The 25,173-nt window shown below is 42.2% G+C and carries 21 protein-coding genes, 1 tRNA gene and 1 pseudogene; 3 read left to right on the plus strand and 20 right to left on the minus strand.

The genetic code is table 11. From position 1 onward, the window contains the following. Together RR876_RS13745 and RR876_RS13750 are read left to right on the plus strand one after the other, a co-directional pair. On the plus strand, positions 1-1,536 hold a 1,536-nt coding region (locus RR876_RS13745), incomplete at its 5' end, for a hypothetical protein (protein ID WP_332637092.1). Between the two features lie 77 nt (positions 1,537-1,613). Then, positions 1,614-2,765, plus strand: a complete 1,152-nt coding sequence (locus tag RR876_RS13750) for a hypothetical protein (protein ID WP_332478251.1) — start codon at positions 1,614-1,616, stop codon at positions 2,763-2,765. A 180-nt stretch (positions 2,766-2,945) separates the two neighbouring features. Here RR876_RS13750 and htpG read toward each other — a convergent pair whose 3' ends face one another. From htpG to RR876_RS13775, 5 genes are all read right to left on the minus strand, one after another. After that, complete coding sequence (htpG, locus tag RR876_RS13755; protein ID WP_332478250.1) at positions 2,946-4,865, minus strand: molecular chaperone HtpG; 1,920 nt, start codon at positions 4,863-4,865, stop codon at positions 2,946-2,948. Between the two features lie 100 nt (positions 4,866-4,965). Beyond that, positions 4,966-5,310 (minus strand): lysozyme inhibitor LprI family protein, encoded by a 345-nt coding sequence (locus RR876_RS13760; protein WP_087011149.1) that lies wholly within the window; start codon positions 5,308-5,310, stop codon positions 4,966-4,968. Between the two features lie 160 nt (positions 5,311-5,470). Further along, the gene (locus tag RR876_RS13765; protein WP_332478249.1) at positions 5,471-6,073 is read right to left on the minus strand and encodes an OmpW family outer membrane protein; all 603 of its coding nucleotides are present in this window, start codon (positions 6,071-6,073) and stop codon (positions 5,471-5,473) included. 317 nt (positions 6,074-6,390) lie between these two features. Further along, positions 6,391-7,803, minus strand: a complete 1,413-nt coding sequence (locus tag RR876_RS13770; protein ID WP_332478248.1) for a Na+/H+ antiporter family protein — start codon at positions 7,801-7,803, stop codon at positions 6,391-6,393. Positions 7,804-7,974: 171 nt separating this feature from the next. Next, entirely contained in the window at positions 7,975-8,838 is an 864-nt protein-coding gene (locus tag RR876_RS13775; RefSeq protein ID WP_332478247.1) for an alpha/beta fold hydrolase, read from the minus strand. Positions 8,839-8,954: 116 nt separating this feature from the next. Here RR876_RS13775 and RR876_RS13780 point away from each other — a divergent pair, with 116 nt between their 5' ends. Continuing rightward, positions 8,955-9,440 carry a DUF4442 domain-containing protein gene (locus tag RR876_RS13780; protein ID WP_332478246.1) on the plus strand — a complete coding sequence of 162 codons (486 nt, stop codon included), beginning with the start codon at positions 8,955-8,957 and terminating at the stop codon, positions 9,438-9,440. A gap of 48 nt (positions 9,441-9,488) precedes the next feature. Here RR876_RS13780 and RR876_RS13785 read toward each other — a convergent pair whose 3' ends face one another. The 15 genes and pseudogenes from RR876_RS13785 to RR876_RS13855 all read right to left on the minus strand — a co-directional run. Next, positions 9,489-9,845: a DNA transfer protein p32 gene (locus RR876_RS13785; RefSeq protein ID WP_332478245.1), complete on the minus strand. Its 357-nt coding sequence runs from the start codon at positions 9,843-9,845 to the stop codon at positions 9,489-9,491. 149 nt (positions 9,846-9,994) lie between these two features. After that, positions 9,995-10,534 (minus strand): hypothetical protein, encoded by a 540-nt coding sequence (locus RR876_RS13790; RefSeq protein ID WP_332478244.1) that lies wholly within the window; start codon positions 10,532-10,534, stop codon positions 9,995-9,997. 161 nt (positions 10,535-10,695) lie between these two features. After that, on the minus strand, positions 10,696-11,094 hold the full coding sequence (locus RR876_RS13795) for a hypothetical protein (RefSeq protein WP_332478243.1): 399 nt from the start codon (positions 11,092-11,094) through the stop codon (positions 10,696-10,698). Between the two features lie 27 nt (positions 11,095-11,121). Continuing rightward, positions 11,122-11,553 carry a hypothetical protein gene (locus RR876_RS13800; RefSeq protein WP_332478242.1) on the minus strand — a complete coding sequence of 144 codons (432 nt, stop codon included), beginning with the start codon at positions 11,551-11,553 and terminating at the stop codon, positions 11,122-11,124. Positions 11,554-11,574: 21 nt separating this feature from the next. Then, positions 11,575-12,591 (minus strand): tetratricopeptide repeat protein, encoded by a 1,017-nt coding sequence (locus RR876_RS13805; RefSeq protein ID WP_332478241.1) that lies wholly within the window; start codon positions 12,589-12,591, stop codon positions 11,575-11,577. An 82-nt stretch (positions 12,592-12,673) separates the two neighbouring features. Continuing rightward, positions 12,674-16,873, minus strand: a complete 4,200-nt coding sequence (gene rpoC, locus RR876_RS13810) for a DNA-directed RNA polymerase subunit beta' (RefSeq protein ID WP_332478240.1) — start codon at positions 16,871-16,873, stop codon at positions 12,674-12,676. A 141-nt stretch (positions 16,874-17,014) separates the two neighbouring features. After that, positions 17,015-21,103 (minus strand): DNA-directed RNA polymerase subunit beta, encoded by a 4,089-nt coding sequence (gene rpoB, locus RR876_RS13815; protein WP_279677163.1) that lies wholly within the window; start codon positions 21,101-21,103, stop codon positions 17,015-17,017. A 303-nt stretch (positions 21,104-21,406) separates the two neighbouring features. Then, positions 21,407-21,772, minus strand: a complete 366-nt coding sequence (gene rplL, locus RR876_RS13820) for a 50S ribosomal protein L7/L12 (protein ID WP_116758813.1) — start codon at positions 21,770-21,772, stop codon at positions 21,407-21,409. A 48-nt stretch (positions 21,773-21,820) separates the two neighbouring features. Further along, a complete protein-coding gene (gene rplJ, locus RR876_RS13825) occupies positions 21,821-22,327 on the minus strand; it encodes a 50S ribosomal protein L10 (RefSeq protein WP_004692769.1) in 507 nt (168 codons plus the stop codon). 298 nt (positions 22,328-22,625) lie between these two features. Then, the gene (gene rplA, locus RR876_RS13830) at positions 22,626-23,321 is read right to left on the minus strand and encodes a 50S ribosomal protein L1 (RefSeq protein WP_004692770.1); all 696 of its coding nucleotides are present in this window, start codon (positions 23,319-23,321) and stop codon (positions 22,626-22,628) included. A gap of 3 nt (positions 23,322-23,324) precedes the next feature. After that, positions 23,325-23,753, minus strand: coding sequence for a 50S ribosomal protein L11 (rplK, locus tag RR876_RS13835; RefSeq protein WP_004668262.1), 429 nt, complete (start codon positions 23,751-23,753; stop codon positions 23,325-23,327). Between the two features lie 118 nt (positions 23,754-23,871). Beyond that, positions 23,872-24,405, minus strand: a complete 534-nt coding sequence (gene nusG, locus RR876_RS13840; protein ID WP_078390311.1) for a transcription termination/antitermination protein NusG — start codon at positions 24,403-24,405, stop codon at positions 23,872-23,874. Positions 24,406-24,412: 7 nt separating this feature from the next. Beyond that, on the minus strand, positions 24,413-24,853 hold the full coding sequence (secE, locus tag RR876_RS13845; protein ID WP_004692774.1) for a preprotein translocase subunit SecE: 441 nt from the start codon (positions 24,851-24,853) through the stop codon (positions 24,413-24,415). A gap of 76 nt (positions 24,854-24,929) precedes the next feature. Then, positions 24,930-25,005 (minus strand) — tRNA-Trp (locus RR876_RS13850). Positions 25,006-25,053: 48 nt separating this feature from the next. Continuing rightward, a pseudogene (locus RR876_RS13855) lies at positions 25,054-25,173 on the minus strand (elongation factor Tu); the annotation flags it as partial.

Here is a 25,173-nt window from a genome sequence, read left to right on the forward strand (position 1 = left end):
GCAGAAGTTGCAGAAGTTGCAGAAGTTGCAGAAGTTGCAGAAGTTGCAGAAGTTGCAGAAGTTGCAGAAGTTGCAGAAGACCAGTTTATCTTGCCCGTTACAACCACATCCCATAAAAAAACTGACATAGGGCAGGCACAGGACAACGTGGTTACTGATGCTTTTGTTTTCACGGGTATTGAGCTTTTAAGCATTGCTACAGATGATGATACATCGGCTGAACGAACCCAAGAGGCTGAGTCAGACTTCCCAAAAGTCAGTCCTGAGTCTAGTCTGGTTTTATCTAAGGCTGAAGCAGCGCTTCACTTTAATAGAGAAATACAACCTACATTCGACAGCAACCCAAATGCAACTCAAATTGAAGAAGCTGAACTCAGCTCTTTTAAACAAAACACTGTAGAAGATGTCGTCTCAATTAATCCTATTGAGCTAAGTATCAAACAAGATAAGGAACCTGAAAATCAGCTCGATATCCTACAAACAGATTTAGAGCTTCAATCTGAAGTATTAGCAGAAAATCATTTGATTCCCAGCAATCTGCCTCTTTTAAATGATGAGCTATCTCAGCCTCAGGAAGAATTTATCATTGAGGCCGCTGCAGCCATTCGATTTGACCTCAAGCCAAGTGCATCTATTTCAACGCTCGCCATTCAGGACTTTATCCAAAGGCGATCAATCTTGACTGAACAACCAGATACAGACATTTCATCTGAATCTCAACAACAAGATCGACTTACAAGCGAAGTGACAGCACCAAACCCTGTTGTGCAGGATAGCCATACAGACAACTCAGAAACAACAGCCCTTGCTGTGCAACCCATGCTACCTACACAGATCAATCTAGGGCAATATCAAGCGCAATTGTGCACGCTGCATCAAGCAAACTTAGATCCTAAGCTGTATGGCCTCGACATTTCAGGACACACCGAGATCAGTCAAAATATCGATTTTCTGATCCACAGCGGCCAATTCGATCACTGGTTGGACTATCCCATCTATTTTGCAGAACAGACCCATCAGCACGGAGGGTTTATTAAGTATTTGGCTCTATTTGGTGCTGATAGTCCCACGGAAGCCATTCGCCTGAGCCAACAATTTGCCCAGAGTGGTCAGCATCAAGTCGCAGCCATCCGTGAAATTGAATGGGATCAGCTACAGACTCACATACATGATGTGTTTTCGATTTTTCAGCTGTATACCCAACAGGCCAAATTGATATGGCACATTGAAGACTATCATCCATTTATTCTGGCCAATCTACTCAATAGCCGTAAATTTATCCATTTTGAAGAAAGCCCCGCGGATGTAAATACGCCCATTTTAGTGTTAAAAGAACGACAAAAAATTCGAGTAATTCATGGTCAAAAGCGGGTTGAACTCTCATGTACCGAGATCGCCTATCCCTGCTTAGTCTTAGACCGACAGCACGGTGTCAGTTGGCAACTGATTCAAAATACGATTTCCACTTTGCCTGAACCTATCACTGTATTTCAATTATTTGATTCTATTCAAAAACAACTGAGCAGTGAGTTGTAGAGTTTTGTATTTTCTACTTGTGTTCTTATGTGAAATTTACAACACTAAAACATCGAAGAACAATAAAGTACGAAAGCATGCTAAGAACTCAACATGTGGGATCCATCTCTTTATTTTTCTGCCTAAGTTTAGGTACATACGTCAACGTGGCTTGGGCGGAAAGCAATACCAACAGCACACAACATTTTGTGCCACCTCACGACGTGGCTGAAATTGACAAAATCGCATCGCCCCCCAAAGGCAGTGGACTTTTATACCAAATTCCACAGTGGATCGACTCACTTCCAACCGTCTTACCTGAAGAGTCGGACGAGCTGATTGTGCCCACGACTGACCTCACTGAAGAGCGCACCTGGGTTGACCGCCAACAAAAAGAAGTTCGAAACTGGGCAGACCGAACAGCCACTAAAATGGACAATTGGTTTGGTGAAACTGATCCTAAAAAACCAGCCACAGCCACCTTACGGGTCTTGGTCGATAACCGCTGGAACAAACATGATGAATATGATGTAAAACCGCGTATTCGTGGTCGGGTCAAACTTCCAACCCTAGAACATAAACTGAGTGTCGTGTTTGGAGACGACTCATTAGATAATGAACTGCAAAACAATGTTGCGATTACCAATGAAAATCCACCCAGTGCGAATAACGATAAAACATTTGACCGCCGCCAAACCCGTGATGCCAATAGCTCACTGGCTTTAAGATGGTCGCAACTGTCAGATCGTCTGCCTTTTGAAACCGATTTCGACTTGGGGGTCCGTTCAGGGGATGATATCTATGCGCGGATCGAGTTATCGAGAGAATGGAAACTCGACAATGATTTTCGCGCTTATGCTGAACAGATTTACCGTTATGGTATCGACAGTGAAAATTATTTACGTACCAACCTAGAGCTGACCCATGCACGACCCAATCAGCCATTTTTATCCAATCAGTTCAGCCTGACCTATGCCGACGAACAAGATGATGATCTGCTCTGGGATAACTATAGCTTTAGACAACACCAATTCTTTCATGGCAATCGCTTTAACTACGGCATTTACACTGGCGGTTTCTACAACAATGATAACTTAAGATTAAACAGCTGGGGGCCTTTTGTCTCGTGGCGTCAACCCTTCTTAAGAGAATGGTTTTATATCCAAGGTGATTTAAATTATTTTAATGATCACCGTGAAGACCGAAGCCATTACGTCAGTGCCTTGGTGCGTTTTGAGGCTTTATTTTAATGACATGGCGGATATTTAAACTGAACTGTGGATAAGTTCTAACTTATCCACGGATATGCACATCAGATTCTTTTCCCCCTATTTAATCGGTATGTTCAACCGTTTTTAAGGTGCTTGATCCAATGGGTTGACATAAAAAAGCCTATCTTAGCGATAGGCTTTTTTTAAACACATAATGGTTTATTGAAGCAATAAGCTGTTAATCCGTTTGATATATTCGGCAGGATCATCAGGTAAGCCACCTTCAGCAATCACCGCTTGGTCAAAAATCACATTGGCCAAGTCATCAAACTGTGCCGAATTTTCTAATTTTCTCACCAATGGATGCTCTGGGTTAATTTCCAAAATTGGCTTGCTTTCAGGTACGGCCTGACCTGCTTGTTGCAGCATACGAATCAGTTGTGGAGAAAGCTCTCCCTCACCTGTCACCAAGCATGCAGGCGAATCCACCAAACGTGTGGTCACACGGACTTCTTTGGTCTTGGCTTTCAATGAGTCAGACAGTTTTTCAACCACAGGTTTAAACTGCTCTGCCGCTGCCTCAAGTGCTTTCTTCTCTTCGGCATCTTGTAAATCACCTAAGTCGACTGCACCTTTCGCCACGTTCTGCATTGGTGTGCCATCAAACTCATACACAAATTCCATTGCCCATTCATCGACACGGTCTGCCATGAGTAAGACTTCAATACCTTTTTTCTTAAATAACTCAAGTTGTGGCGAGTTCTTCGCGGCATTGAGACTGTCTGCAGTCACGTAGTAAATTGCTTTTTGTCCCTCAGGCATACGCGCTTTATAGTCCTGCAAAGAAGTGCTCACCGTATCATTGTTTGAAGTTGAGAAGCGTAAAAGTTTTAAAATACGCTCACGGTTACCCAAGTCTTCGCCCAAACCTTCTTTCAACACTGAACCAAATTCACGGTAGAAGGTTTTGAACTTCTCTTGATCTTTTTCATCTTCCGATTTGGCTAAAGCATCCAACATGGTCAATACACGGCGTGCATTCCCTTCACGAATGGTTTTCACATCGCGACTTTCTTGTAACAACTCACGACTGACATTCAGTGGTAAATCAGCACTATCGACCACCCCTTGGACAAAGCGTAAATAGTTTGGAATCAAGTTATCCGCATCATCCATAATGAAGACACGTTTCACATAGAGCTTAATCCCCGCTTTGGCTTCACGGGTAAAGATATTGGCAGCAGCTTTGCTTGGTACATACAACAGCTGTGTATATTCGGTACTGCCTTCAACGCGGTTATGCGCCCATGCCAGTGGCGCTTCAAAATCATGACTGAGATTCTTATAAAAATCGATGTACTGCTCTTCAGTCACTTCATTTTTATTACGTGTCCACAGAGCGCTGGCTGAGTTGATCGCTTCCCACTCACCCCTTTTCACATACTGACCTGGTTTTGGCTCTTCACCTTCAACCGCTTCTTCTTGCTGCCAAACTTCTTTTTGCATCTCAATCGGCAGACTAATGTGATCCGAGTATTTATTGATAATTTGCTTCACTTTATGCGACTGTAAATAGTCCAGCGCATCTTCACGTAAATGTAGAATAATATCGGTACCACGGCTGTCTTTGTGGATCTGCTCGACTTCAAACTCACCCGTACCGGCACTGACCCAACGTACCGCCTGATCAGCACCCACACCTGCACGGCGTGATTCTACGGTAATTTTGTCAGCCACAATAAAGCCCGAGTAGAAACCGACACCAAACTGACCAATCAGTTGTGCATCTGATTTCTGGTCACCTGTGAGCTTAGACATAAAGTCCTTGGTTCCAGACTTAGCAATCGTACCTAAGTGGTCAATCGCTTCTTGTTCAGTTAAACCAATCCCATTATCTGAAATGGTCAGTGTTTGATTGGCTTCATCAAAGCTGACGCGCACATGTAGGTCTGGGTCATTTTCATAATATTCAGGATGATTAATGCCTTCAAAACGCAATTTATCGCAGGCATCGGACGCATTTGAGATCAATTCACGTAGGAAAATGTCAGGATTCGAATACAGTGAGTGCGTCACTAAATGTAATAGCTGAGCCACTTCAGCTTGGAAACTATGTTTATGTGCGTTTTGCTCGCTCATCAATCGCTCCTTAATGTATTAAGTCTTATAGAGAATGCTTAATGAATTGGAGTGAGCGATACGTTTTTCAATAGCAATCGCAAGTTTTTTTGCTTTTTTTTTAAAATGGGCCCTGACGGTAAATACGATCTAGATGTAGTTCTAACTGCTGCTGGCGCATTTTATACACATCCATGAGGCAACTTTGTGAAGCACCACAACGGTCACGGAGACTCAACCATTTCACTTGCTCATCCTGAATCATGCCACGCGTCCCCATCGGAACAAGGCGTTTTAAAATGGTATAAGTGGTGGCCATTTTCACATCGGCGTCATTGATTTGGCGATGTTCACAGATCGCGTGCTCCGTCGTCGTTTTCGCTTTATCACAATTAAAACTGGCCGCTTGAGCATGCATGCTCCACGCCAAACCACAGACTAAACCGATCCCGAGCATAGATTTCATTTTTATAACTCTCTTATTCTGTTTCTATCCATTCTATAGATGATTTTCTTTTAATACTGAATCATCGTGATTTATTTCAGCATTGACCACTATTCAACTTTAGTCTTTGCATAAAAAAACCCCATCATTGATGAGGTTCTTAAAAAGCTACTTTTGATTATTAAAATTTGTAGCTATAACCGAGTGTATAAATCACTGGATCGATATCTAATTTAAAGTTTTCAACCACAGTTTCAACTTTTGGGTTTAAGTCCGCATAACGAACATCGACAAACACACCCCAGTTTTTCGCATCAGCAGGTTGGTAATTAAAACCAAGTTGTGCAGCATAGCCGTAGTCGTCTTTGACTTTAACTTTAGTGCCTGCAAGTACACCTGAAGTTTCTTCATCCCAAGCAATAAATGCTGTTGCACCGACACCAATATAAGGCGTGAAACCTGTTGAATTTTTAAAGTTATATTTTGCAGTCACTGTTGGCGGCAAATGCTTAAGTTTTACAGCATTGCTACCATTTACTGTCACGTCATGGCTAATTGGCGTCGCCAATAGCAGCTCTGCAGAAATATTGTCATTAAAGAAATATTCAACCGATGGCGTAAACGCGAGTTCGCTATCTGCTTCAACCGTTAATGTACCATTCGCAATTTTCGTGTCCTGCGTTGGCGCAATTGCAGATCCACCGACTTTGACTTGCCATTGACCTGCCATTGCAGCAGATGTAGAAAGACCCATTAATGTAATTAGAGCAATTTGCTTCAACATTTCAAACAACCTCTGTTTGTAAAATAATTAATATAAAAATTAACATTAAATCATCATAAACAAGAGTGTAATTAATATGCAATTATAATAATAATGTATTTAAAATACTTTTTTTAAACAACTGTTTTAAATAACTTTAAATATTAAATAGACTATTTTAGTTGGTTTTAAATTAATAACATAAAAGCAAAATAAATACATTTTAATTCCAACCTTTTTAATCCGAATTAACATTATAAACCCGATTATTTTAATCTGAATAAATAATAAAAAAGGCGATTTTAAAATCGCCCTTTTATAATAACTGGAGGTTTGAATTACAACACCATGGCCGCAATCCAACCAAAAATCATGAGCGGAATATTAAAGTGAATAAAGGTCGGCACCACCGTATCCCAAATATGATCATGCTGCCCATCCACACCCAAACCTGCTGTTGGGCCTAAAGTGGAATCTGAAGCTGGAGAACCTGCATCCCCGAGTGCTGCTGCTGTACCAATCAGCGCCACAGTCGCAAGGGGTGAGAAACCAAACTGTACACAAAGTGGTACATAGATCACGGCCAAGACTGGGACACTTGAAAACGATGAACCAATACCGATCGTCACAAATAAACCAATGAACAGCATTAAGAACGCCGCTAAAGCATGGTTATCCCCAATCACGTGCACTACACCATTGACCAGCTGGTTAATATCACCAGTATGAGTCATCACAGAGGCAAAACCTGCCGCAGAAATCATGATGAAGCCGACCAAAGCCATCATGCGCATGCCTTGCACAAAGACATCATCGGCTTCTTGCCATTTAAAAATACCTGCCGCAGACAACACTGCAAAACCAACCAATCCACCTAAAATCATTGAACCTGAGTACAACTGTGCAATCAGGGTCAAAACAATCGCAAGGATCGCCATGACGATGGTTTTTTTTGCAATCACAGGGACATTTTCGGCTTCGCGTTTGAGTTCTTCCGCATCTTGCGCAAAATTCACTTCGCCTGCACGAACGGGTTTATCTAAATCAATCGTGGTCACACGTGCCACTTCACGATCAATATAATGACGCGGTTTACGGTAGCTGACGAATACCGCCACTAAAGTACCAATCACCATGCCCAGGACAGGAATGGCCATCCCCATTGGCATCATCCAACGTTCAACATGCAAATTATATGCAGCACCAATTTTGTTGATATTGCCCATCAAAATCTGTTCAAGGAAAATCGCACCAAAACCAACAGGCAAGAAAATATAGGTGCCGACCAGACCTAAAGTCAGTACACAGGCTGCTGCACGACGGTCTAAGTTCAAGTGATTCATCACTTTTAACAGAGGTGGAACCAATACTGGAATAAATGCGATATGGACTGGAATTAAGTTTTGAGAACAAATGGCCGCAACAAGTAAAATCGTCAGCAGTAGGTATTTCACTTTACGCGCACGTTGATGTGAAACTTCTACCCCCAATAAACCAATCAGTTTATGTGCCAATAAATCGGGTAAGCCTGACTTTGACAGTGCCAAAGCAAAGGCACCGAGTACCGCATAGGCTAAAGCCACTTCAGCACCATCACCTAAACCTGCATTAAATGCACTCACGGTATCGGACAGACTGAGCCCCGCAACCAATCCACCAATAACTGCTGAAATGACCAAAGTCAGAACAACAGAAACTCGTGCCAGTGACAGAATAAACATCACGGCAATCGCAATTACTACTGCATTCATGGAAAACTTAAGATGATAAAAAAACGCTATTTTAGCAGATCCAATAGGCTGAAACTGTATTTTGATCAGCTTTATCCACAGCCATTGCATGACTTTAGGGTCTGACTATTGCATAAGGACAGACTTGCTGTAGGCCAGTTTTAGCACTACAGCAAACGTAAAAGAAGGAGATTATCTACGTACAAAATTGCTAATTAGACCCGCTATGGTCTCAGGCTGGCTCAAGATTGCCCAATGGTTGGCATTCACATTCACCCGTTGAAAATCCTCGACCCACTTCGGCATTTCATCGATTAAAGCTGGGCTCACGAATTGATCTTGCTCCAACACAATCGCCTGTACGGGACAAATTGCAAAGCGTTCTCGTGGTTTGGTCAGACGTGGAATAAAGTTAGCTCGGTAGAGCGCAACCCCGTGTTTACCATCGGCAGCAATATGATGATTCAGCGGTAAGTCTGAACGTCCTTCTAAACGCGATAAAACTTTGCCCCAATGCTCAGGACTAAAAAACTGCCATACGGTCGGTGCTAAAAAAGGCAACTGAAAGGCCGCAATGTACCAAGACTTCGTTAACTGCTTAAAAAATTGAGGCTTGTGTTGCTTGAACTGTTCACGCATCCAAAATGCGGCATGGTCTAAGCATGGACCTGAAATGGTGGTAAATGACAGCATACGCTCTCTAAATTTTGGCTCAGTCACGGACTCCCATGACTGAATCGAACCCCAGTCATGCGCAACCAGATGAAAGCTACGCTGTGGGATCACACTATTCACCACACTTTCCAAATCTAGCGATAGCTGAGGTAAGGCGTAGGCCCGTGTACGACGCGGTACACTCGACATACCTGCACCGCGAACGTCATAGGTCACAATATAATAATCTTGCACCAAATGCCCAATCACAGGCTCCCAAACCTCTTGATTATCTGGATAGCCATGCACCAAGACCAGCACAGGATTGTTCGCATTGCCCCATGTTTTCACATAAAGTCTTTGCTGATCTGTAGTTTGTACCCAGTAACTTTGCTGCTCCATATTCAGCTCCTTATTGTTATTGACTGTTTTTTATACTTTGCTGGCAAAACGATCAATGCCAATTGATCTCATCTTCTCTAGTATGGATAGAAGTTCATCAGATACCATTGACCGAAATGAGCATTTTAAAAAAACTTGTGACACAGCCGATTGTCGCGAAATACTTTCTCAATCATTTCGCCCCCTTTAAAGGTGCAGGGATTCAAATTGAAAAATTTGACCTTAAACACTCCCACATTCGCGTCAAAATGCCGCTGACTCGACAAAACCGAAACATTGTCGGTGTACATTTTGGCGGGAGCTTATATGCGATGGTCGACCCGTTTTATATGACCCTACTGATGCACCACTTAGGCAACAAGTATATTGTCTGGGACAAAGCCGCCTCCATCCAATTTCTCAGCCCTGGACGCAGTACAGTCTATGCAGACTTTCACCTTGATGCCCAAGAAATCGCGACCGTGAAACAACTGGCCGACAACTATGCCCCCGTACATCGTATTTATACCTTAAATATTTACGATGAAGCCGGCATTCGAATTGCAGCAGTGGAAAAGACTTTATATATACGTCGTAAAAAACCTAAACCGGCACAGCTATAAAAAAAGCACTTCCATGAAGTGCTTTTTTGAAAATCTGAACTTAAAACATTATTTACGTTCTTCAATAGCAGCGCCTGCACCGCCGCCGATGGCGCCACCAATGGCTGCGCCAGTATTACCACCAAACACGCTTTTACCCACTGCTGAACCAATCGCACCGCCGACACCACTGTAGGTTGCACTACGGTTTGAGCCACCTTGGCTTTTACTGCCCACAGCCGCGCCAGCACCGCCACCAATAGCTGCACCTACACCGCCACCGAGGCTATTACCCGCAGCACCACCTACTGCACCGCCTAAAGCCGCTGTCCCAATACGTTGCTCAGAAGCGCTCATATTCTCACAACCTGCCAACAGCATCGTCGAAAGAGATGCCACTGCAATAATGCTCATATACTTTTTCATGAGGTTTGTCCTTATTGGCTATTTCTTACAGCATAAAAGATCAGTATGAACTTAAAACCCGTGAAATGTTACGGTTACAGATGCTATTGCTGAAAATTTGTAAGCAAGAAGCCCTCCTTAGAGGGCTTCATACCGTATTCAACTCAAGCTTATTCGGGCTCTTTCACCACAACCACATCTTTGGTGGTGGTGCCATTTTCTTGGAGCACTGCACGTGTCACACTTTCTTTACTGTTCGGGTCTTTCACTTGATCCAGTTTCAGCTCCTTACGTACAGGTTCCTGCCCTTTCTTAAACTCAACCCCTTGTGCATCAACTTGCTTACCTTCTGCAAGGACCACACCACCTTGGCTCAAGGTCGATTTCACTTCAACTTTGGATATAGGAACAATCACGCTACCCTTTTGCACAATCGGTGCCGACATTTTTTTATCTGAAAATTGGCTGGCATTTTCCTCGAGAACCACTTCGCGCGCCACAATATCTTTACCACCATTTTTCACTTCAAAAATAGTCGCTTCGGTCGTCCGCACAGGATCTTGACCTACGACACTACGAATAATCTGTGTTTTGACAATCGGTACAACCGCTTTATCCTCCACGGTGATGGTATTCGGCATCGGCGCTGCCATCGTTTGGCTCACAAATGCGAAGATGCTTAAGCCCAATAGTTTTGATGTCAATTTCATGTAGAACCACCTCTATTTTTTAATCGTTAATGAAGTAAGGAGATTTGTGTACTTATATTTTTAATATAGGAAAAATGTGAAATTTATAAAAGCTTAAATCCTCTTTTGTAACAAAAGGACAAAAAAAAGCCACCCGAAGGTGGCTTTAAATCTCAAATATTCTATCTCAATGGGTTATGCGAAATCTTTATCTTAACGTCATGTTCAGTTCTTTTCTTATGCCTCGCATGGGAACACAGATATTCAAACATATTTTTCCCATGTAATGCGTGAGGTCCCAGATAAATCTTTTTTAAATGCATAACAACATCGGAACCATAATCTATATAAAAGCGTTTAAGCTTTTCATCATACTGAATAAAATCATCATCCCACTGAGTAACATATACAACACGACACTCTTGTTCTTCCTTAAAAGCCATATGTTTAATCAAAAATCTGAGTGGTAATAGTATTTCCGCTAGAAGTTCTGCTTCATGAGAATACTCTTTTAAATCTTTAAAAATCTTTAGATAGAGTGGCTGAATTAACTCCTCAAGATTCTTAAAAGCATTTCGCACTTCATCTCTTAACTTTATAATTTCTGTTTAATAATCACTCCATTTATCACTCTTCGAGTTTTTTTCCTCTCTACAAAAAGTCCATTCTTCTCGATGTGAAATTTCAATCAACTTAGAATCTGGATCAATATAAATACAACGATACAAAGGTAACTTTAGAATAGTTTTATCATCAGTATTTTCATCCACGCTGCCTTTTTTTGTAATATTCCGACTTATATCATCTCCCTCAACCTCATTACTTTCTGATACAGAATTATTTGAATCTTGAAGACGAATATGAGAAAAACTATTTTCCTGTTCAAAGAATTGATTAGATAAAATCAAACTTAATCCACTTCCCTCTTTTTTATCTTCTTTACCATAAAGTCGAAATTGATTAAGTGAATCGTGGTGTAATGTAAAGCATCCCATAAAAGCTTGATCATTTGTCGATATTAAGTCAGAAGAAATATTCAAATAATGATTCAATATTTCCCCTTAAGTAGGATCATTCATTAAATCAATTGTATTTAATCTCATTTTTGAGTTTATTGGGAAACCACATACCTCCTTAGCTATCAATAACTTTGCGACACTAGGAGATGTATAGTGTGCAATTAAATTCTCATGATCCCTTTTTACAACTAAATTATTTAAAAGAGCATCAACTTTTTTAAATATCTCGATTAGCTTTTTGGACATACGATTTTTATTATTAAATATTTTATTTATTAAATATCGTTTATAGACAACTTTAGGATACCATTCTGATGTTTCTAGAATATTATTCCAATAATCTAGAATCACCCTTAATTTCGGAATTTCAGAATAGTACTCCAACTCCCCTAGTTGAAACTGGGCTTCATTGTAAATTTCATCATTGTCACTTCTATTTATATGCTTCAAATATATTTTATTATTTGTTAAAGCCCATAAATTAAATTGAGCATAAGCATAAATTGATTTAGAATCATCCCTTTTAACTTTTTTATAGTATTTTTCTGCCTCTTTAAACCGATCTTGCTGGTTATATAAATAGCCTAGTTTAAACTGTGCCCTTACATATTGATCTAGCGAATCTTCTCTTTTTATATTCTTATATGTCTGCTCTGCTTCAGTAAAGCGATCTAACTGACTATATAAATTGCCTAGATTCAACTGTGCTATTGCATATAGCTCTGCAGGATCTTCTCTTTTTACATTTTTATATGCCTGCTCTGCTTCAGCAAAGCGATCTAACTGGTTATATAAATAGCCTAGATTATACTGTGCTGTTGCATATGACTCTACATGATCTTCTCTTTTTACATTTTTATATGCCTGCTCTGCTTCAGCAAAGCGATCTAACTGGTTATATAAATAGCCTAGTTTAAACTGTGCTTGTGCATATAAATCTTGTAACTCATCAGATGAGTTATTGATTTTAATTAAGAGTTTTATAGCTCTATCTAAATTTCCTTCTTTTTGCTCTCTTCTCGCCTGTTCCAGAATTTCGTTAGCTTCTACTAAATTCACATTACTCCTCCAATTTAATATTATTTTTCAATTATATAAAAAAGCCACCCGAAGGTGGCTTTTTATTCATTTAAAGGGCTAATTACAGACCGTTAAACTCATCGCTAAATGCTTGGCTTAATGCTTGATCAACATCAGAGAAGTCATTTACAAGCTCATGCTCTGCAGCTTCAGCTTCTTGACGACGACGCTCTAAGTGATACGCAAGACCCGTACCCGCTGGAATCAAACGACCTACAACTACGTTCTCTTTCAAGCCACGTAAATCATCTTCTTTACCTGTTACAGCCGCTTCAGTCAACACACGTGTGGTTTCCTGGAACGATGCAGCAGAGATGAACGAGTCAGTAGAAAGCGATGCTTTGGTAATACCCATCAATTGACGTTCAAACTTCGCAGGGAACTTGTTTTGCGCAAGAACAGCTTGGTTCTCTTGCATCACGCGGATGTAATCCACTTGTTCGCCTTTGATGAAGCTTGTATCACCGCCATCAGTGATATCAACTTTACGCAACATTTGACGTACGATCACTTCAATGTGCTTGTCGTTGATTTTTACACCTTGCAGACGGTATACGTCTTGAACTTCGTTCACGATATAGTTGGTCAGCGCAACTTCGCCTTTCAAGCGTAAGATGTCATGTGGGTTCTGTGGACCGTCAGAAACAGTCTCACCACGGTTCACATGTTCGCCTTCGAACACGTTCATGGTACGCCATTTTGGAATCAGTTCTTCGTAAATCTCAGAACCATCATCTGGAGTAATCACTAAACGGTTCTTACCTTTAGTCTCTTTACCAAAGCTCACAACACCTGAAATTTCAGCAAGAATTGCATGCTCTTTCGGTTTACGTGCTTCGAACAAGTCAGCTACACGCGGTAGACCACCGGTAATGTCACGCGTACGTGAAGTTTCTTGTGGTACACGACCAATAACGTCACCCACACCGATTGTTTCGCCATCACGGACAGAAAGAATCGTGTTTTGTGGTAGGAAGTAGAACTGCTCACCACCATCCGTCGTATCAAGAACAACCGCAGGACGTAAATCTTTACCAGACGCAGGACGTGCAGTCACAGGTAAGATTTCAATCGTCGTCATACCTGTTGCATCATCAGTTTTAGAGGTAACAGTTACGCCATCAGCGATTTGGCTGAAACGTACTTTACCTGCAACTTCTGTTACCAATGGATGTGTATGCGGATCCCAAGTCGCTACAATACCGCCACCTTCAACAGATTCACCATCTTTCAACAAGATGCTTGCACCGTAAGGCAGTTTATAACGCTCACGCTCACGACCTAAATCATCCGCAATACCGATTTCGCCTGAACGAGAAGTCGATACCAAGTGACCTTTGGCATGTTGTACTGTTTTCACATTGTGGAAACGTACGGTACCTTTGTTACGTACTTGTACGCTGTTTGCAGCAGACGTTCGGCTTGCAGCACCACCTACGTGGAAGGTACGCATTGTTAACTGTGTACCCGGCTCACCAATCGATTGTGCAGCCATAACACCCACAGACTCACCAGGGTTCACCTGATGACCACGTGCAAGGTCACGACCATAACATTTCGCACATACGCCGAATGTAGATTCACACGCAACCACTGAACGTACTTTAACTTCATCGACACCTTGCTCTTCTAGGAAGTTTGCAAGTTTCTCATCAATCAAAGTGTTACGTGGCAGGATAACGTCGTCAGAACCTGCTTTCTTCACATCTTCAGCAACAACACGGCCCAGTACTCGAGTACCTAAGTTCTCGATCACGTCACCGCCTTGAATGAACGGAGTCATTACAAGACCGCCCAAAGTACCACAGTCAGGCTCAGTAATGACCAAGTCTTGCGCTACGTCTACAAGACGACGTGTCAAGTAACCAGAGTTTGCTGTTTTCAGTGCTGTATCGGCCAAACCTTTACGTGCACCGTGTGTTGAAATGAAGTACTGAAGTACTGTCAAACCTTCACGGAAGTTCGCTTTAATTGGAGTTTCAATGATCGAACCATCTGGTTTCGCCATCAAACCACGCATACCTGCTAACTGACGAATCTGAGCTGCCGAACCACGGGCACCTGAGTCAGACATCATATAGATCGAGTTGAATGATTTTTGCTTCTCATCTTCACCCTGTTTGTTTTTAACAGTGGTAAAAGACAAGTTGTCCATCATCGCTTTCGCTACTTGGTCGTTAGTACGTGCCCAAATATCGACAACTTTGTTATAACGTTCGCCCGCAGTTACGAAACCTTGTTCGAACTGTTGCTCAATTTCACGAACTTCAACTTCCGCTTTTTCAATAATTGAGTACTTCGCAGGTGGAATCACCATGTCTTCCATACCTACCGATACGCCTGAACGTGTCGCTTGACGGAAACCTAAGTACATCAATTGGTCAGCAAAGATCACTGTATCTTTAAGACCTAATTTACGGTAGCAAGAGTTAATCAATTTAGAGATGTTTTTCTTGGTCATCTCAACGTTGATTTGTTGGAAATCCATACCTTCTGGCACAACTTCCCAAAGTAAGCAACGACCTGGTGTAGTATCCACAACAATGGTTTGCTGTTCACGGTTACCATTTTCATCAATCACAGTCTGGTGTACACGTGCTTTTACGCGAGCATGTAAATTTACCTGACCTGTTGCAAGTGCACGGTTAACTTCGTGAGTATCTGCAAACACCATGCCTTCACCTTTGGCATTGATCGCATCACGAGTGATGTAATACAAGCCCAAGACAACGTCCTGAGACGGTACGATGATTGGTTCACCGTTCGCTGGAGACAAGATGTTGTTGGTCGACATCATTAACGCACGCGCTTCTAACTGCGCTTCAAGTGTTAATGGTACGTGTACCGCCATTTGGTCACCGTCGAAGTCGGCGTTAAACGCAGCACAAACGAGCGGGTGAAGACGAATCGCTTTACCTTCAATCAGAATCGGTTCAAATGCTTGAAGACCCAAACGGTGAAGTGTAGGCGCACGGTTCAACATCACAGGGTGTTGACGAATCACGTGAGCAAGAACGTCCCAAACTTCTGGCGTTTCGCGCTCAACCATTTTCTTCGCAGCTTTAATGGTTGTTGCTTGGCCAGATGCTTGTAGTTTCGCGAAAATGAATGGCTTGAATAATTCAAGTGCCATTTTCTTCGGAAGACCACATTGGTGCAGACGTAAAGTAGGACCTACAGTAATTACCGAACGACCTGAATAGTCAACACGCTTACCAAGTAAGTTTTGACGGAAACGACCTTGCTTACCTTTGATCATGTCAGCCAAAGATTTCAATGGACGCTTGTTCGAACCCGTGATTGCACGACCACGACGACCGTTGTCTAACAATGCATCTACAGACTCTTGTAACATACGTTTTTCGTTACGTACGATAATGTCTGGTGCTGCAAGGTCAAGAAGACGCTTCAAACGGTTGTTACGGTTGATCACACGACGGTAAAGGTCGTTCAAATCAGAAGTCGCGAAACGACCACCTTCAAGTGGTACTAACGGACGAAGATCTGGTGGAAGTACTGGAAGTACATTCATCACCATCCATTCTGGCTTGTTGTTTGACTCTTTAAACGCTTCCATCAACTTCAAACGCTTAGACGCTTTTTTAAGCTTCGTCTCAGACGTTGTGTTTGGAATTTCTTCACGTAAACGTGAAATTTCGTTTTCCAGATCGATGTCTTTCAACAAGTCTTGAACAGCTTCTGCACCCATTTTCGCAGTGAATTCATCACCGTGTTCTTCTAAAGCGTTGAAGTATTCTTCATCGTTTAAAAGTTGGTATTTCTCAAATGGAGTCATACCTGGGTCAGTTACCACGTAAGATTCGAAATACAATACACGTTCGATATCACGTAAAGTCATGTCTAATAATAGACCGATACGGCTCGGAAGTGATTTTAAGAACCAAATATGTGCAACTGGAGAAGCCAGCTCGATGTGACCCATACGCTCACGACGAACTTTCGCAGTTGTTACTTCAACGCCACATTTTTCACAAATGACGCCTTTGTATTTCATACGCTTGTATTTACCACACAAGCATTCGTAATCTTTGACTGGACCAAAAATTTTGGCACAGAATAAACCATCACGTTCTGGTTTGAACGTACGATAGTTAATGGTTTCAGGCTTTTTAACTTCACCATGAGACCATGACTTAATCATTTCTGGTGACGCAAGACCAATACGGATGCGATCAAACTCAACTGGAGCATGACCGTCTGAATCCGTCTTTTTGCGCATGATATCGAGCAAGTCTTTCAATTTTTTTCTCCGTGTGTTGTGGAGACTTTCACTACACAACTGGGTCACAAATATTGTTTTTTAACTGAGAAATCTCCCCGCTTCCCTTTCGAGGAAGCCTCTCTTTGAACAAGAGAGGTTGGGGAGATTCAATGGAGAAACTTAGTCACCATTTTTCAGTTCAATGTTGATACCTAAAGAACGGATCTCTTTGGTCAATACGTTGAACGATTCAGGCATACCTGGATCCATATAATGGTTACCATCTACAATGTTCTTATAGATACGGGTACGACCTTCAACGTCATCCGACTTAACAGTAAGCATTTCTTGAAGCGTGTAAGCTGCGCCATATGCTTCAAGCGCCCAGACCTCCATCTCACCGAAACGCTGACCACCGAATTGTGCTTTACCACCAAGCGGCTGTTGAGTTACTAATGAGTAAGAACCAGTAGAACGCGCGTGCATCTTGTCGTCTACCAAGTGGTTCAGTTTCAACATGTACATGTAACCTACAGTTACAGGACGGTCAAACTGTTCACCTGTACGACCATCATACAATACTGTTTGACCAGTACGTGAAATGTTCGCCAGCTCTAACAAGTCTTTAATTTGTGATTCTTCAGCACCATCGAATACTGGCGTTGCAAGAGGAACACCCGCACGTAAGTTACCCGAAAGCACCAAAATTTCATCATCAGTTAAGCTATCAAGATCTTCTTGCTCGCCACCAACTTTGTTATAAATCTTGTCTAAGAATCCACGAAGCTCAAGTACAGTACGTTGCGCTTTTAACATCTTGTCGATTTCTTCGCCAAGACCTTTCGCTGCCATACCTAAGTGAGTCTCTAGAATCTGACCCACGTTCATACGTGACGGTACACCCAGTGGGTTCAATACGATGTCGACTGGAACACCATTGGCATCGTGTGGCATGTCTTCAACAGGTAAGATGTTAGAAACAACACCCTTGTTACCGTGACGACCCGCCATCTTATCACCCGGTTGGATGCGACGTTTAACAGCCAAGTAAACCTTAACAACTTTCAATACACCTGTTGTTAATTCATCACCTGTAGAAAGTTTGCGTTTTTTCTCTGCAAACTTCTCATCAATTTCAAAGCTCTTCTCTTTCAAGAACACTTGAATTTGAGTTAAACGCTCTGCAATAGCTTCATCAGTCGGTTGGATTTCAAGTAAATCAACCAACTCTAAACCAGACAATACGTCTGCAGAAAGCTTATCGCCACGCTTGGTTGTACCACCACCGTTAGACTCTTGACCTGTCAACAAACGAACAATACGTTCACGTGCTGCTTCTTCGAAGATTTTGTATTCTTCTTTCAAGTCTTTACGGTATGAATCAAGCTGAGCTTTTTCAATTGCTTGAGCACGTTCGTCTTTTTCAAGACCGTCGCGTGTAAACACTTGAACGTCAATCACTGTACCTTTCGTACCTGATGGAACACGTAAAGATGAGTCTTTTACGTCAGCTGCTTTTTCACCGAAGATTGCACGAAGCAATTTTTCTTCTGGTGTTAATTGCGTTTCACCTTTAGGCGTTACTTTACCTACAAGGATATCGCCAGCAGTCACTTCAGCACCGATATATACGATACCTGATTCATCAAGTTTAGACAGTGCAGCTTCACCCACATTCGGGATATCCGCTGTAATCTCTTCCGCACCCAATTTAGTATCACGTGCAACACATGATAATTCTTGAATGTGAATCGAGGTTAAACGGTCTTCTTGAAGTACGCGCTCTGAAAGTAAGATCGAGTCTTCATAGTTGTAACCATTCCACGTCATGAACGCAACGCGCATGTTTTGACCTAGCGCAAGCTCACCGCCATCTGTTGATGGACCGTCAGCCAATACATCACCACGACCTACTTTATCACCAAGTTTCACAAGAACTTTTTGGTTAATACAAGTGTTTTGGTTCGAACGTGTATATTTGATCAGGTTATAGATATCTACACCTGCCTCGCCTGCAACCATTTCGTCTTCGTTGACACGAATTACGACACGTGAAGCATCGACGAACTCAATACGACCACCACGACCCGCAATCACACACACACCAGAGTCATGCGCTACATTTGCTTCCATGCCTGTACCTACAAGCGGTTTGTCAGCAATCAATGTAGGCACAGCTTGACGCTGCATGTTTGAACCCATCAATGCACGGTTGGCGTCATCGTGTTCAAGGAATGGAATCAGTGATGCAGCAACAGAAACAACCTGCTGTGCAGATACGTCCATATGCGTCACTTTTTCAGGCGGCATACGAACGAAATCACCTTGGTGACGTACAGAAACAAATTCTTCTGTTAAGTTCCCATCTTTATCAATGCCAGAATCGGCCTGTGCAATCACAGTGCCTACTTCTTCAATTGCAGATAGATACTCAACGTCCATTGTTACACGACCATCAACCACTTTACGGTATGGTGTTTCTAAGAAACCGAAATTGTTACATTTCGCATAAACAGAAAGTGAGTTGATCAAACCAATGTTTGGACCTTCAGGCGTTTCAATTGGACAAACACGACCGTAATGCGTTTGGTGTACATCACGTACCTCAAAGCCCGCACGTTCACGTGTCAAACCACCTGGACCAAGCGCCGATACACGACGTTTGTGCGTAATCTCAGACAATGGGTTGTTTTGGTCCATGAACTGAGACAATTGGCTTGAACCAAAGAATTCTTTGATCGCGGCAGCCACAGGTTTCGCATTAATTAAATCTTGCGGAGACAAGTTATCTGTTTCAGCTTGGCTTAAACGCTCTTTAACAGCACGTTCTACACGAACTAAACCAACACGGAATTGGTTTTCAGTCATTTCACCTACTGAACGCACGCGACGGTTACCCAAGTGGTCGATATCGTCGACTTCACCTTTACCGTTACGGATTTCAACCAATGTTTTGAGTACATCAGTGATGTCATCGTTAGAAAGAATACCTTCTACTTCACGAGACTTCTGATCCGTACCCACTTCGTAAGGACGACCCAAACGACGGTTGAACTTCATACGACCCACTGGAGAGAGGTCATAACGTTCTGAAGAGAAGAACAAATTGTTGAATAAGTTTTCAGCCGCTTCTTTCGTTGGTGGCTCGCCTGGACGCATTACTTTGTAGATTTCTACCAATGCTTCTTCACGACCTGTCGTCGTATCTGCACGTAGAGTATCTGCAACGAATGAACCACGGTCGATGTCATTGGTGAATAGAATGTTAAATTGTTTAACACCACCTTCAGCCAATTTCACCATAATTTCATGGCTGAGTAAGGTATTTGCTGCAATCACATCACCATCTTTAAGCGGGATGTCTTCTGCAGTAATACGCTCGTACAAGTACTCATCAGGCACAGAAAGCTTTTCTAGGCCAGCAGCTTCCATTTGACGTACGTGACGTGCATTGATACGTTTGCCTTGCTCAACAATGGTTTTACCATCATTATCTACGATGTCGAATTGTGCCATTTCGCCACGTAAGCGCTCTGGAACAAGGTCAATCTGGTAGCTACCCATGTCTAGGTATACAGGCACTTTTTCATAGAACAAGTCTAAGATTTGCGCATTGTTATAACCCAAAGCACGAAGAACCACAGTCGCGAGTAATTTACGACGACGGTCAATACGCACAAATACAAGGTCTTTTGCGTCAAATTCAAAGTCTAACCATGAACCACGGTAAGGAATAATACGCGCAGAATAAAGTACCTTACCACTAGAGTGGGTTTTGCCTTTATCGTGGTCAAAGAATACGCCCGGTGAACGGTGTAATTGAGATACGATTACACGCTCAGTACCATTAATAACGAATGTACCGTTATCGGTCATGAGTGGCATTTCACCCATGTACACTTCTTGCTCGCGCACGTCTTTAATTGATTTAGTTTCGCGATCTTTTAAGATCAAACGAATTTTTACGCGCATTGGTGCTGCATAAGTTGAGCCACGAAGAATACATTCGCGTACATCAAACTCAGGCTTACCAAGACTATACTCAACAAATTCTAAAGCAGCATTGCCAGAATAACTTTCTATAGGAAAAACTGAACGAAACGCGGCTTGCAGACCGATATCTTCGCGGTTTTTTGGTGATTTGCCATCTTGTAAAAATGTTCTGTACGAGTCGACTTGAATCGCGAGCAAGTACGGAGCATCCATAACACTAGGCAATTTACCAAAATTCTTACGGATCCGTTTCTTTTCGGTATATGAGTATGCCATCTGGAGTCCTCGGAAAGTAAACCGAGCCCGCCTGCAGAACGGGCTCAGAAGGAATTACGCAGGCCGATATGGCCACCACTTTTTACAAATGCTGCAATTTTCAGTGGTATTGAAACGCTTACCAATATTTTTAAATTTGAAAAATATTGGTAAGCGTTTGATTCTTTTCTTTATTTTAATTTGATGGATTTTCCACCAAGCAAACAAAAATCGAGCCGATTATTGTAACGCAAAAAGGCTGATGACCCAAGAGCCATCAGCCAATTTTTGGGGGTGAAATTAATATTCCCCCCCCTGGTAACATTACTTAATAGTAATAGTAGCACCAGTTTCTTCAAGTTTTTTCTTAAGTTCTTCAGCTTCTTCTTTAGAAACTGCTTCTTTAAGAACTGAAGGAGCGCCTTCAACTAAATCTTTAGCTTCTTTCAAGCCAAGACCAGTGATTTCACGAACTGCTTTAATTACCGCTACTTTGTTCGCGCCGAAAGAAGTCAACTCAACGTTGAATTCTGATTGCTCTTCAACAGCAGCAGCAGCAGGACCAGCAGCTACAGCTACAGCAGCAGCAGATACGTTGAATTTTTCTTCAAATGCAGAAATAAGTTCTACAAGTTCAAGAACAGTTTTTTCAGCAACTGCGTTTAGGATTTCTTCGTTTGTTAAAGCCATGAGATTAATTCCAAATGGGTATTGAATGATGTGTGTTTAAGTTTGAGCTTATGCAGCTTCTGACTCGTTTTTCTCTTGAAGCGCTGTAAGTAAGCGACCCAATTTCGAAATAGGAGCCTGAAGAACGCTTGCAAGCATAGTAAGCGCTTTTTCTTGGTTTGGAAGATTCGCGATAACGCTAACTTCTTCACCTTGATAAAGTTTGCCTTCAAATGCAGCAGCTTTAAGTTCAAATGCTTTATTAGTTTTCGCAAATTCTTCAAATAAGCGTGCCGCAGCACCCATATCATCTGCAGAAGTTGAGAAAGCTAAAATTGTTGGGCCAACAAGGTTGTCGTTCAAGATATTGAATGGAGTATCTTGAAGAGCGCGCTTAGCCAAAGTATTACGTACAACACGTGTAGCAACACCTAACTTACGAGCTTCAACACGAAGAGCAGTTAATTGCTCAACAGTTAAACCTTGGTAGTCAGCAACAACAGCAGCAAACGCAGTAGAAGCAACTTCAGTTACTTCTGCAACGATCTGTTTTTTGCCTTCGATAAGAAGAGCCATTGTAAAACCTCCTAACGGTGATTTATGTACTTACGCGAAGTACACTCCCAATTCGCAAGTTCATCACTGAACTTACACGCGGAGGATGAACAAATCACACCACCGCGTCTACTCAGGCTGGGAAATTAAGAAAGTAATCGAAATTACTCTCGCCTGAGGTCTTTGACGCTGATAAATCTACATTTACCAATTCAAAGTTTGCCTAAGTTTGCAAAATACGACAGAGCGTTTCTTGCGTAAAAAACAAAGCAGCGCTTTGATTTTTACTCAGGGCTTTAAAATTCTGTCTAAGTAAAACTTAGTTAGAAACGTTGCTTACATCAACAACAAGACCTGGACCCATAGTTGAACTCAAAGTGATCTTTTTGATGTATACACCTTTAGATGTCGCAGGCTTTAACTTTTTCAAGTCTGCAATCAAAGTTTCAACGTTTTGACGAACAGCTTCAGCAGAGAAATCTACTTGACCGATCGCAGCGTGGATAATACCCGCTTTGTCTACACGGTAACGTGCTTGACCAGCTTTTGCATTTTTAACTGCACCAGCTACGTCAGGAGTTACAGTACCCACTTTCGGGTTTGGCATTAAGCCACGTGGACCAAGAATCGTACCCAACTTACCCACAACGCGCATTGCATCTGGAGCAGCAATTACTACGTCAAAGTCAAGGTTACCCGCTTGGATGCTTTCAGCAAGGTCATCAAAACCAACGATGTCCGCGCCTTCAGCTTTAGCAGCTTCAGCAGCAGCGCCTTGAGCAAACACAGCAACACGTACAGTTTTACCAGTACCTGCAGGAAGTGTAGTCGCGCCACGAACAACTTGGTCAGATTTACGAGGGTCAACACCTAGGTTTACCGCAACATCCAAAGATTCTTTGAATTTCGCAGCAGGAAGACCAGCAAGAACAGCTACCGCTTCTTCTAAAGTGTAAACTTTGTTTGCTTCAATAGCAGCAGCAATGGCTTTTTGACGTTTAGTTAACTTTGCCATGTCTTATAGCTCCACTTCCAAGCCCATAGAACGTGCAGAACCAGCGATGGTACGAACACGTGCGTCTAAATCAGCACCAGTTAAATCTGGCTCTTTAGTAGTCGCGATTTCTTCCAATTGAGCACGAGTCAACTTACCAACTTTAGTTTTGTTAGGTACAGCAGAACCCTTTTGGATACCAGCAGCTTTCTTAAGAAGAATAGATGCAGGCGGAGTTTTCATGATGAATGTGAACGACTTGTCGTTGTACACAGTGATCACGACTGGAATTGGTAAACCAACTTCAAGTTTTTGTGTCGCAGCATTGAATTCTTTACAGAATGCCATGATGTTAACACCACGTTGACCCAATGCAGGACCAATCGGTGGAGATGGATTCGCTTTACCAGCTGGAACTTGCAGCTTGATATAGCCGTCAATCTTCTTAGCCATTTCAAATTACCTCTGGGTACAAACGCCGATGAAGGCTCCCCAATTTCTAAGTAACGATACCGTTACAACAACAATGCCTGACTTATAAATAAGTCAGGCGTTTTTCAACCACTTCCAATTAAACTGATTTTTCGACTTGGCGAAATTCCAGCTCAACCTGAGTTGGTCGATTAAATACATTAATGGTCAACGTTAAACGTGACTTTTCGTACAGAACTTCTTCCACCACACCTTTAAAGTCTGTGAATGGACCGTCAACTACGAGTAATTCTTCGCCTGGTTCAAACATCGTCTTCGGACGTGGTGCTTCACCAGTATTACGTACACGAGCAAGAATCGCATCTGCTTCACGCTGGGTAATTGGCGCAGGTTTCTCAGCCGTACCACCAATAAAACCTAAAACTTTTGGACATTCTTTAACAATGTGCCAAGTTTCATCATTCATTTCCATTTCGACCAATACATAGCCTGGAAAGAACTTACGTTCAGATTTACGCTTCTTACCATCCTTCATTTCTACCACTTCTTCGGTAGGAACAAGGACTTCACCAAAGCTATCGGCTACAGCGCTACGCTGGATTCGATCATTAAGTGAACGCATCACTTGTTTTTCATAACCTGAATAGGCATGAATAATGTACCAACGTTTCATAGCTCTCTTACCCGATAATAAACTTCATTAACCAGCCCAAAATGTAGTCAAAACACCATAATAAAATAGATGCAACAACTACAACTGCAAGCACCTGCCAAGATGTGGTCATGGTCTCTTGCTTTGTTGGCCAAGTCACTCGACGCAGCTCAATTCGTGAGTCTTTCAACAAACGAGCAAAGCCTTTGCCTTGATGGGTGGCGTATAATAAACCGAATGCCACGATGATACAAGCCAAAATTACCCCAACGCGCACCCAGATATCGTTGGCTGGTGCCCAATACGCTGGTAGGTGTTGATTCACCATGGTCGCACCAATTAATAAAATCAATGCGATAATCCATAAGACGACGTCTAGGGGAGAACCAGATTTAACTACTTCAGCAGAATTATTTCTTTGAGGGATTGCCGCGTCGCTTTGTGCGTCGCGTAATTTTTCATTCGACATTTTTGTACTCGTCGTAGGTTTCGCGACTTATTATATGACCAGTTTTGCCGACATCAAGCGTCTTTTATAAAAAAGTTGGCAGGCCAGGAGGGACTCGAACCCCCAACATTCGGTTTTGGAGACCGACGCTCTACCAATTGAACTACTGACCTGCAAAACAAATTGGAGCCGAAACCCCAATTTGTAATTTTATTTTATAATTATGCAGTTACTTTAGCAACTACACCAGCACCAACTGTACGACCACCTTCACGGATCGCAAAACGTAGACCTGGGTCCATTGCGATTGGGTGGATTAATTCTACTGACATTTCTACGTT

The organism is Acinetobacter sp. (assembly GCF_036666595.1).
Classification (GTDB): domain Bacteria; phylum Pseudomonadota; class Gammaproteobacteria; order Pseudomonadales; family Moraxellaceae; genus Acinetobacter.

Excerpts from the sequence above, each read along its gene's own strand:
- RR876_RS13750 (WP_332478251.1), top strand. The coding sequence starts at position 1,614 with ATGCTAAGAACTCAACATGTGGGATCCATCTCTTTATTTTTCTGCCTA.
- htpG (WP_332478250.1), bottom strand. The coding sequence starts at position 4,865 with ATGAGCGAGCAAAACGCACATAAACATAGTTTCCAAGCTGAAGTGGCT.
- RR876_RS13760 (WP_087011149.1), bottom strand. The coding sequence starts at position 5,310 with ATGAAATCTATGCTCGGGATCGGTTTAGTCTGTGGTTTGGCGTGGAGC.
- RR876_RS13765 (WP_332478249.1), bottom strand. The coding sequence starts at position 6,073 with ATGTTGAAGCAAATTGCTCTAATTACATTAATGGGTCTTTCTACATCT.
- RR876_RS13770 (WP_332478248.1), bottom strand. The coding sequence starts at position 7,803 with ATGAATGCAGTAGTAATTGCGATTGCCGTGATGTTTATTCTGTCACTG.
- RR876_RS13775 (WP_332478247.1), bottom strand. The coding sequence starts at position 8,838 with ATGGAGCAGCAAAGTTACTGGGTACAAACTACAGATCAGCAAAGACTT.
- RR876_RS13780 (WP_332478246.1), top strand. The coding sequence starts at position 8,955 with ATGAGCATTTTAAAAAAACTTGTGACACAGCCGATTGTCGCGAAATAC.
- RR876_RS13785 (WP_332478245.1), bottom strand. The coding sequence starts at position 9,845 with ATGAAAAAGTATATGAGCATTATTGCAGTGGCATCTCTTTCGACGATG.
- RR876_RS13790 (WP_332478244.1), bottom strand. The coding sequence starts at position 10,534 with ATGAAATTGACATCAAAACTATTGGGCTTAAGCATCTTCGCATTTGTG.
- rpoB (WP_279677163.1), bottom strand. The coding sequence starts at position 21,103 with ATGGCATACTCATATACCGAAAAGAAACGGATCCGTAAGAATTTTGGT.
- rplL (WP_116758813.1), bottom strand. The coding sequence starts at position 21,772 with ATGGCTTTAACAAACGAAGAAATCCTAAACGCAGTTGCTGAAAAAACT.
- rplJ (WP_004692769.1), bottom strand. The coding sequence starts at position 22,327 with ATGGCTCTTCTTATCGAAGGCAAAAAACAGATCGTTGCAGAAGTAACT.
- rplA (WP_004692770.1), bottom strand. The coding sequence starts at position 23,321 with ATGGCAAAGTTAACTAAACGTCAAAAAGCCATTGCTGCTGCTATTGAA.
- rplK (WP_004668262.1), bottom strand. The coding sequence starts at position 23,753 with ATGGCTAAGAAGATTGACGGCTATATCAAGCTGCAAGTTCCAGCTGGT.
- nusG (WP_078390311.1), bottom strand. The coding sequence starts at position 24,405 with ATGAAACGTTGGTACATTATTCATGCCTATTCAGGTTATGAAAAACAA.
- secE (WP_004692774.1), bottom strand. The coding sequence starts at position 24,853 with ATGTCGAATGAAAAATTACGCGACGCACAAAGCGACGCGGCAATCCCT.